We start from the raw sequence: 8415 nt of genomic DNA, 5'->3' as shown, positions 1-8415 counted from the left end.
AGACACCGTTCGACTTGCATGTGTTAAGCATACCGCCAGCGTTCATCCTGAGCCAGGATCAAACTCTCCGTTTTGTTTGAATCGTTTGCTTTTAGCTCTTTAGCTGCGCTTTTTTAACCCCAGCTTGGTTATCTTATTTACTTGACGCAGACCACTTGTTGTATAATGGCTTTCAAACTATAATATTTTCATGGTTCCGTGTCCCAGTCGCGTCGCTCTTTGGCTTCGCTCTCTCTGGCACTTATTCAATATAGCTAACCCTTCTTAGAGTGTCAACCTCTTTGACCACTTTTTTTTGACCTTTTTTTTGAACCTTCTGAAATTCCCCACAGTGCAGGGTTGTGAGCAACAATGGTTTATGCAATGTGCTGACTAAGGAAGGATAAAGCGTGAATTTTCAGTCGGTAATAGCTTTGTTGCATCAGTTTTGGAGCGATCGCGGTTGTTTGATCGCTCAGCCTTACGATATTGAGAAGGGAGCAGGCACTAAAAATCCCCAAACATTTTTAAGAGCATTGGGCCCGGAACCCTGGGCTGTAGCTTATGTTGAGCCGTGTCGTCGTCCTACAGATGGGCGCTACGGTGAAAACCCGAATCGCTTTCAACACTATTACCAGTACCAAGTCTTAATTAAGCCGTCGCCAGACAATATTCAGGAGATTTATCTTGATTCATTGAGGGCTTTAGGCATTCGTCCTGAAGAACATGATGTACGGTTTGTGGAAGATAACTGGGAAGATGCGACGGTGGGAGCTTGGGGTACTGGTTGGGAAGTCTGGTTGGATGGGATGGAAATCACTCAATTTACCTACTTCCAACAGTGTGGTGGAATTGATTGTCGCCCTGTGTCAATTGAGATTACGTACGGATTAGAGCGTTTGACGATGTATCTCCAGCAAGTGGAAGCAATTACTAAAATTCAGTGGACAGATAGCATTACCTATGGAGACGTTTTTCTCCAAAACGAGATTGAGCAAAGTACCTATAACTTTGAAGCGTCGAATCCTGAGTTACTGCTGACGCTATTTAACTTGTATGAGCAAGAAGCTACGCAACTAACAGAGCGAGGATTGGTTTTGCCAAGTTTGGATTATGTAATGAAGTGTTCGCACACATTCAATTTGCTGGATGCTAGAGGTGTAATTTCAGTGACGGAGAGAACTCGTTACATTGCTAGGATTCGTCACTTAGCACGTAAAGTTGCTCATTTATATGTTGAGCAAAGAGAAAAGTTGGGCTTTCCGTTGTTGAAGAAGACATCAGATTAATGGTGTCACTAGGAAGGAAAGTGACAGATAAGGGCTTTTCCGGCTTATCTGCCTGTGTTTATCAGGTTTTTTAACTTGAAGATGATGATGAATTTTGAAGAAGTACAAATCAGCAACTACTTTAAAATTGCTGATATGAGCGCTGGGTACGTTGATAGCAAGGCTAGCGATATTACTTTCACTATATATTGATGATAGAAATACGAATGTAGGGCGAAGGGCCCTTCGCTCCTACAAGTCCTTGCATGTATATCATGATTTTGGTGAATTGGTGTTACATAATAAAACTTACGCAAAAATCTCCGAAAAGCTAGATTTATGGAACTGCCTTCTCTATGAGAGGCTTCTTTGTGCAAAGGCGCAGCCTCTCGTCAAAAACAATTCGTAGAGTGTGCGTAAGTTCTAATCAAGCTTTAGGGGTACAGAGAAAGAGCTTGCAATTATCAAGCCTGCTGAAGCAGGCTTTGTTTGTAAGTGGGTATGCAAAAATGTTTCAGGACTTACGCGGTGAGATTATTTGTTGAGGTCGCAAATACGGCATTGGGGATTTTTTCCTGCGGTATGCCCAGCCCAAATCCTTAATTTCTCGTTTACCATACGTAAGTCATGTTGTTATTATTACTAATTTTTCAAAGGAAAGCTACAGGTGATGACGCGGGAAGACAGAAATTGATATGTTGGCATATTTTTGATAATTAACTGTAAATTCTGTTTGCTAAGTGCTTTTAGAAAAAATTTTATGATTCAAGCTAGTGGTGTAATTATTTGTCTTGGCTACATTCTGGGTTTATTGTTTACAGCAATTCCTTGGGGTGGTGCATGGATTTTGATTCTGGGGATAGCGGGAGCAATTTTTTTGAGAAGACGCTACATCATCTCACGGAAACTTGCTCAGAAAGCAGAAAATGGTAGAGGCAAAGCCAAGACAATGCTTAACAACTGGCAAACTATTCCCCATCCGAGAATATGGTTAGCTGCTGGGTTAGTGGGATTGTTAGCAACTGTGTATTTTCAATGGCGAGTACCGGAACCAAGTGCAAAAGATATCAGTCAGTTTGTTCCTCCTGGAAATAGCAGTAATCAAGAACAGCTTGTGATTGTTCGCGGGGAAGTGGCGAGTAATCCGCGCTTAACTCGCAGTCAACGGGGACAATTTTGGCTGGAAGCAACTCAGCTAGATGAGGTCAAAAACGCTCAAGGTTCAGCAGGTATCCCAAAAGGAGTTACGGGAAAATTATATGTAACAGTGCCCATTCTTCAGGCCACTGGTTTATACCCTGGTCAACAAATTGCTGTGACTGGGATTTTATACAAACCGAAAGCGGCTTCCAATCCTGGTGGTTTCGATTTTCAAAAGTTTCTCAAGCAAGAGGGAACCTTTGCTGGTTTGATTGGGCGACAAATCAATGTTTTAGAACAAGAACGTAAATGGGGTTGGTGGCAAATTCGGCAGCGAATTGTGCGATCGCAAGTTCAGAGTTTGGGTATTCCAGAAGGTTCTCTTGTCAGTGCAATGGTTTTAGGTAGCAAAGCTGTGGATTTACCCTACGATATCCGCGATTTATTCGTAAAAGCAGGGTTAGCTCATGCTTTAGCTGCTTCTGGATTTCAAACTTCGTTGATTTTGGGTGTGATATTACAATTGACGAAGCGTACAAGAAAAGGAATACAATTTACCCTTGGGTTTTTGGGTTTAATTATTTTTCTGAGTTTAACAGGTTTTCAACCGGCGGTTCTGAGAGCTGTAATTATGGGTTTTGCAGCATTAATTGGTCTGTTATTAAAAAGAAAGGTAAAAAAACTAGGTTCGCTGTTATTAGCAGCCACACTTTTATTACTATTTAATCCGTTATGGATTTGGGATTTAGGTTTTCAATTAAGCTTTTTAGCAACATTGGGATTAGTTGTCACAGTACCACCAATTATTGAGCGTTTGAATTGGTTACCATCTGCCATCGCTTCTTTAATTGCTGTTCCTTTAGCTGCCACTATTTGGACTTTACCTGTGCAACTTTTTGTCTTTGGAGTTGTGCCAACTTACAGTTTATTGCTGAATGTACTTAGTACTCCATTAATTTCTATTATTAGTATCGGTGGTATCATCAGTGCTATTGCAGCATTAATTTTGACTGAAGCAGGAAGCTTTGTAGCTGGGTTGTTGCATTACCCTACTGATTGGATGATTCAACTAGTGGAATTTTTTAGCAATTTGCCAGGAAATTCTGTAGCTGTAGGTAGCATATCTAGTTGGCAATTGCTAGCTATTTATGCACTAATTATTTTAGTTTGGCTGGTACGTTGGTGGCAGCAGCGCTGGTGGTTTGCTAGTGTAATTGCAATTGGTTTGGTAATCGTCCCTCTTTGGCATTCTGCGAACACATTATTTAGGATTACGATATTAGAGTCTGGTACAGAACCAATTATAGTTGTTCAAGATAAAGGAACAGTAACTGTAATTAATAGTGGTGATGAAGGTACAGGACGCTTCACGATTTTACCATTTTTACAACAGCAGGGCATCAATCAAATTAATTGGGCGATCGCTACTGATTTTCAAGGCAATGAAAGTAATGCTTGGTTTGAATTAGCCCAACGTTTACCAATCAAAAATTTTTATGACTATTCTCCGAAACCAGAAAATGCTATTGCTATTCAGGCAATTCAAGAAGAAATACAAAAACATCAAGGATCTTACCAACCTTTAGCAGTTGGTCAAGCTGTACAAGCTGGTTCCCTAGTCGCACAATTAATCAACGATGAATTACCTATTTTACAATTGCAAATTTTAGATTGGAATTGGTTATTAGTAGGCAATATCAAGTCTCAAGAGGTACAAAAATTAGTTAAAAATGGAAGTTTACCTCGTCCACAAGTACTTTGGTGCGCGCCACAATCTTTGAAAAACCTAGTGCTTGTACTGCAACCACAAGTGGCCATTACTGCTGCTGCCAACTTGGATGAAAAAACTTTATCGGAACTAAATCAAAGTAAAACTAAAGTATTTTTTACAGGACGGGATGGCGCTATTCAATGGTCGCCTAATCGTGACTTTGAGGCATTTATTGAAGCGCCAGAAAATCAGTCTTCTGTTTTATAACAAAATGAAAATTAATTAAATTTTTGCAAGTTAAATTGTTGTTAATTAACATTATTAATGTCAAAATCTACAATAGGATATTGCTATCAGAGAATTTAGTTAATAGAATAGCGATCGCTATGAGTATTTATTGACAATCCAGTATTACTAAATTCTATGACAATCTACTTTTATAGCACCCGCGAACAATATGGGTGTTTCTCTAATTTTTCTTTCCACGGCTTCGAGCTTGATGGATTGTATTGGCCGACTAGCGAACATTACTTTCAAGCACAAAAGTTCCTTGGTACACCTCATGTAGAACAAATCCGCTTGGTTAAAATGCCTAAAGATGCTGCAAGAATGGGGCGTGAAAGAACTCGGCCTTTGCGTCAAGACTGGGAACAAATGAAAGACGACATTATGCGCCAAGCTGTGCTATGCAAATTTCAAACTCATAGAGATATCAGAGATATCTTACTTTCCACAGGCGATGAAGAAATTGTTGAAAATTCACCCATCGATTTTTATTGGGGTTGCGGGTCTGACGGTAGTGGGAAAAACATGCTAGGGAAAATTCTTATGGAAGTCCGAGATATCCTCCGCCACATTGAAAGCACAGATGCAGATAATAGCACAGTAAAATAATTTAGTTGTTAGGAATGCTAAAACATAAGCGACTAAAAGCTAAACACTCAAATTTATTAGCTAAAATTTATATAGCAATCCTATTTAATTTGTGAAAAATATTAGTTGTGAGTGTTGACTGTAGTTAAATAACGGTGTGAGGAGTAAGATTTCGCAAATGATTTAGGACTGGCATAGGATGTAGATTATCCAGCAAAAAAGTTTGATTTTTGAGTTTGAAAGACATATTTACTGAAAATTGGCAAACACTCTATCTGGCTAAAGTAGCTGACAAGCAGTAATTGTTCTAAGGAATAAACTAATTATGTCTGGATTAGTAAAAACAAAGAAATATTGCAAGTGGTTCTGGGATGAATCTCTTGGAGGTGAGTTTGATACTTGGGGTACTAGCACCTACTTTATGGAAATTGGTGATAATAGCCATGTAGTTAGACAAATCGAAATTTATGAAAATGGCAATGTATTATTTTATGATAGTAGCCACATTGCTGATGATTACGGAATGTTATGCGATCAATTAATACGTGAAGATGATATAGGCGACTTTGAAATTACAAAAGGAGAATTTGAACAAGTTTGGAATACAAAAATACCAATAAATAGATAAAGTTTATTAATTAAAAGTGAGTTAGGAAACTTCAGTCTATTAGTTAGTTGAAGCCTCTTAATTTTGATTGCTTGTTGAAGAATGGAAACTTAAGCAGCGCATCGCTTCACGGATTAACTTACTGCTGCCATCATTGATGAAGTTTTTAGATGCCAATACAAGTATTTGGCATCCAAACTGTGGTAATTCAGCTTTATGAAAGATAAATTCTGGTTTTGGGAACACTAGACTTACCACCAGACTAAATAGGAAGGGGTTGATGTCTAAAGACGGATGGAACCATACATCAAAAAATACTGTCCCTCTCAAATTATCCATAACACACTTAAAACCAGTGAAGCGCAATACAATTACCCATGAATTTGACTCTGGGTCACAACCACAAATACCACCAGTACAGGATAGTGACGAACATTTATCCGAGGCGTCTCAACTATTACGGCAAGGTATTCAACAGCAGCAAGCTGGTGAATTAATTGCAGCAATAAAATCCTTAAAACAATCCTTAGTACTGTTCCAGGCGGTTAAGGATTCACAAAAACAGGCACAGGTATTTTCTTTTTTAGCATTGGTAAGTTACAGCGCAGGAGATTACAAAAGTGCTATCTCCTACTCTCAAGAGTGTATGTCTTTGAGTGAAGAGGTTTCAGATTTACCATTGCAGATGCAAGCACTTTCGCATCTAGGCAATGCCTACCGCCACCTGAACGACCATCACAAGGCAATTGAATTTTTAGAAAAATCTTTGAAAATAACTCAACAGCTACAAGATAAACGCAGTCAAGTAGCAGCACTGAATAATTTGGGATTGGTATATAAAGCTTTAGGTAACTTTACACAAGCCATTGAGTATCAACAGCAAAGCCTAGCAATTGTACGCGAACTCAAAGATAATTGGGGAGAGGAACAAGTACTGAAAAATTTGGGTAACGCTTGGTATGCTTTGGACAACTATCCAAAAGCGATCGCTTACTATGAGGAATGTGTAATCCTAGCACGCTCGTTAAAAAATGTTCGTAGTGCTTCTCAGGTACTCAAGAACTTAGGTAATGCTTGCTATGCTTTGGGTGATTATACAAAAGCCATTAAATATTATGAAGAACGCTTACAATTAGCCAAAGAAATCCAAGACAAGCGTAGCGAAGAACAATCTCTAGGTAGTTTAGGAGTTGCTTGTGAAGCCTTGGGGGATCATCACAAAGCAATTACATATTATGAAGAACGTTTACTTTTAGCTAGGGCGCTTAAAGACCGACGCAGTGAAGAACAAGCTCTTGCCAGCTTAAGAGTTGCTTGCTACGCTTTGGGCGATTATGCCAAAGCTATGCAATATCAATAACTAGAATATCGATTCTAGACTCCGCAAAATCTCCAATCCAAAATTGGGCGTGACTTTTCAAGACAAAGACTTTTCAACCACTCACTAGTCTGTCATAACTGTTAACCGTTAGCAGTCAACAATCAACCACTTAATTACTTGCTCTGAGTTGTCCGCAAGCAGCATCAGCTTCTAAACCACGGGAGTAACGGACGCTGACAGCAATTTGTTGTTGCTTGAGGACATTGAGAAATGCTTGAATGCGATCGCGGTTGGGGCGCTTATAATCTACCTCTTGGATGGGGTTGTAAGGTATTAAATTTACATGACTTTGAAATCCCCGCAGACGCTTCGATAGTTCTAATGCATGTTCTGGCAAATCATTCACACCAGCCAGAAGAATATATTCAAAAGTCACACGGCGTCCAGTGATTTCCACATATTCACGGCATTCAGTCAGCAAATCTTCCAGAGGGTAAGCGCGGGCGCTGGGGATGAGTTTTTCCCTGAGTGGTTGGTTGGGTGCATGGAGACTAACCGCCAGAGTGATTTGCAAATGGTGTTGTGCGAATTGACGGATGCGATCGCGAATTCCTACTGTAGAAACAGTGAGCGATCGCGCACCGATACCAACATCTTGATTGAGAGATTTCAGGGCAGCTAGTACGTTTTCAGTATTTAACAACGGTTCGCCCATACCCATGAATACCACATTGCTAACTCGTTGTTGAAAATCTTCTTGTACGGTCAATACTTGATCGACAATTTCATGCCGTGCTAAATTCCGTTTGTAGCCCCCTTTTCCAGTAGCGCAGAAATCACACGCCATTGGGCAACCCACTTGAGTAGAGACACAAACTGTCAACCGATTGTCTGAAGGAATACCAACAGTTTCAATGATTTGTCCGTCTGCTAATCGCAAAAGATATTTCACCGTGCCATCGGGTGCCACAGAGCGGTAGTGTAAACTTGACCGTCCAATGGGAATTTCTGCGACTTCGTTGCGCCATTGTTTGGGAAACACAGAAATATCTAAGAGCGATCGCACACCTTTGTGATATATCCATTCATGTAGTTGCTTTCCTCTATAAGCAGGTTGCCTCTGTTGTTGCACCCAAGTTGTTAACTCGGCGACACTTGCACCAAGCAGGGGAGGAAGTAATGCTGATTTGGCTGTTTTTTCTGAGTCAACCTGAGATACAAGAGGTGTAGCAGACATAAAAAATTACGAGTTGATGCTGGATCTCTATCCTACACTCAATAATTGTTGGTTAAAGGCAAAAGCAGAATCCAGAACAGTGAGTTCGATCCTCTTGCTTCGTTGGAGAAATCCTGCGGGCAAAAGATTGGACTGTGAGCCAAGAATCCCCCGGCTTTAGCCGTGGGTCAATAGAGAAAACCAACATTACACCTCTTGCAATCAATTGCTTTTTGGACTCTTGTGGTCAAAGGGAATCATGTTAAAGGGGAAAGGGAAAATACCAAACCTTTCCCCCTT

Annotated in this window: 6 protein-coding genes and 1 rRNA gene; 5 read left to right on the top strand and 2 right to left on the bottom strand. The window is 40.1% G+C overall.

What is annotated here, in order from left to right; all coding sequences use genetic code 11:
• Positions 1-74, bottom strand: a 16S ribosomal RNA gene (locus GNE10_RS28320); the annotation flags it as partial.
• A 315-nt stretch (positions 75-389) separates the two neighbouring features.
• On the opposite strand from GNE10_RS28320, the gene glyQ reads away from it, so the two are divergent.
• The 5 genes from glyQ to GNE10_RS28295 all read left to right on the top strand — a co-directional run bounded on the left by glyQ (position 390) and on the right by GNE10_RS28295 (position 6938).
• The gene (glyQ, locus tag GNE10_RS28315) at positions 390-1268 is read left to right on the top strand and encodes a glycine--tRNA ligase subunit alpha (RefSeq protein ID WP_185568954.1); all 879 of its coding nucleotides are present in this window, start codon (positions 390-392) and stop codon (positions 1266-1268) included.
• A gap of 739 nt (positions 1269-2007) precedes the next feature.
• Positions 2008-4365, top strand: a complete 2358-nt coding sequence (locus GNE10_RS28310) for a ComEC/Rec2 family competence protein (protein WP_185568952.1) — start codon at positions 2008-2010, stop codon at positions 4363-4365.
• 156 nt (positions 4366-4521) lie between these two features.
• Complete coding sequence (locus tag GNE10_RS28305; protein ID WP_185568950.1) at positions 4522-4992, top strand: NADAR family protein; 471 nt, start codon at positions 4522-4524, stop codon at positions 4990-4992.
• Between the two features lie 304 nt (positions 4993-5296).
• A complete protein-coding gene (locus GNE10_RS28300) occupies positions 5297-5599 on the top strand; it encodes a hypothetical protein (protein WP_099068493.1) in 303 nt (100 codons plus the stop codon).
• Positions 5600-5858: 259 nt separating this feature from the next.
• Entirely contained in the window at positions 5859-6938 is a 1080-nt protein-coding gene (locus tag GNE10_RS28295) for a tetratricopeptide repeat protein (RefSeq protein ID WP_185568948.1), read from the top strand.
• Between the two features lie 130 nt (positions 6939-7068).
• On the opposite strand, the gene rlmN is transcribed toward GNE10_RS28295, so the two are convergent.
• Positions 7069-8136 carry a 23S rRNA (adenine(2503)-C(2))-methyltransferase RlmN gene (rlmN, locus tag GNE10_RS28290; protein ID WP_185568946.1) on the bottom strand — a complete coding sequence of 356 codons (1068 nt, stop codon included), beginning with the start codon at positions 8134-8136 and terminating at the stop codon, positions 7069-7071.
• Positions 8137-8415: the final 279 nt, after the last annotated feature.

It is taken from the genome of Nostoc sp. 2RC, assembly GCF_014222165.1.
GTDB classification, from domain to species: Bacteria; Cyanobacteriota; Cyanobacteriia; order Cyanobacteriales; family Nostocaceae; genus Nostoc; species Nostoc linckia.
The sequence above is the reverse complement of the archived record's forward strand: the minus strand, read 5'-3'. Positions and strand labels throughout refer to the sequence as shown.

Excerpts from the sequence above, each read along its gene's own strand:
- rlmN (WP_185568946.1), bottom strand. The coding sequence starts at position 8,136 with ATGTCTGCTACACCTCTTGTATCTCAGGTTGACTCAGAAAAAACAGCC.
- GNE10_RS28310 (WP_185568952.1), top strand. The coding sequence starts at position 2,008 with ATGATTCAAGCTAGTGGTGTAATTATTTGTCTTGGCTACATTCTGGGT.
- GNE10_RS28295 (WP_185568948.1), top strand. The coding sequence starts at position 5,859 with ATGTCTAAAGACGGATGGAACCATACATCAAAAAATACTGTCCCTCTC.
- GNE10_RS28305 (WP_185568950.1), top strand. The coding sequence starts at position 4,522 with ATGACAATCTACTTTTATAGCACCCGCGAACAATATGGGTGTTTCTCT.
- GNE10_RS28300 (WP_099068493.1), top strand. The coding sequence starts at position 5,297 with ATGTCTGGATTAGTAAAAACAAAGAAATATTGCAAGTGGTTCTGGGAT.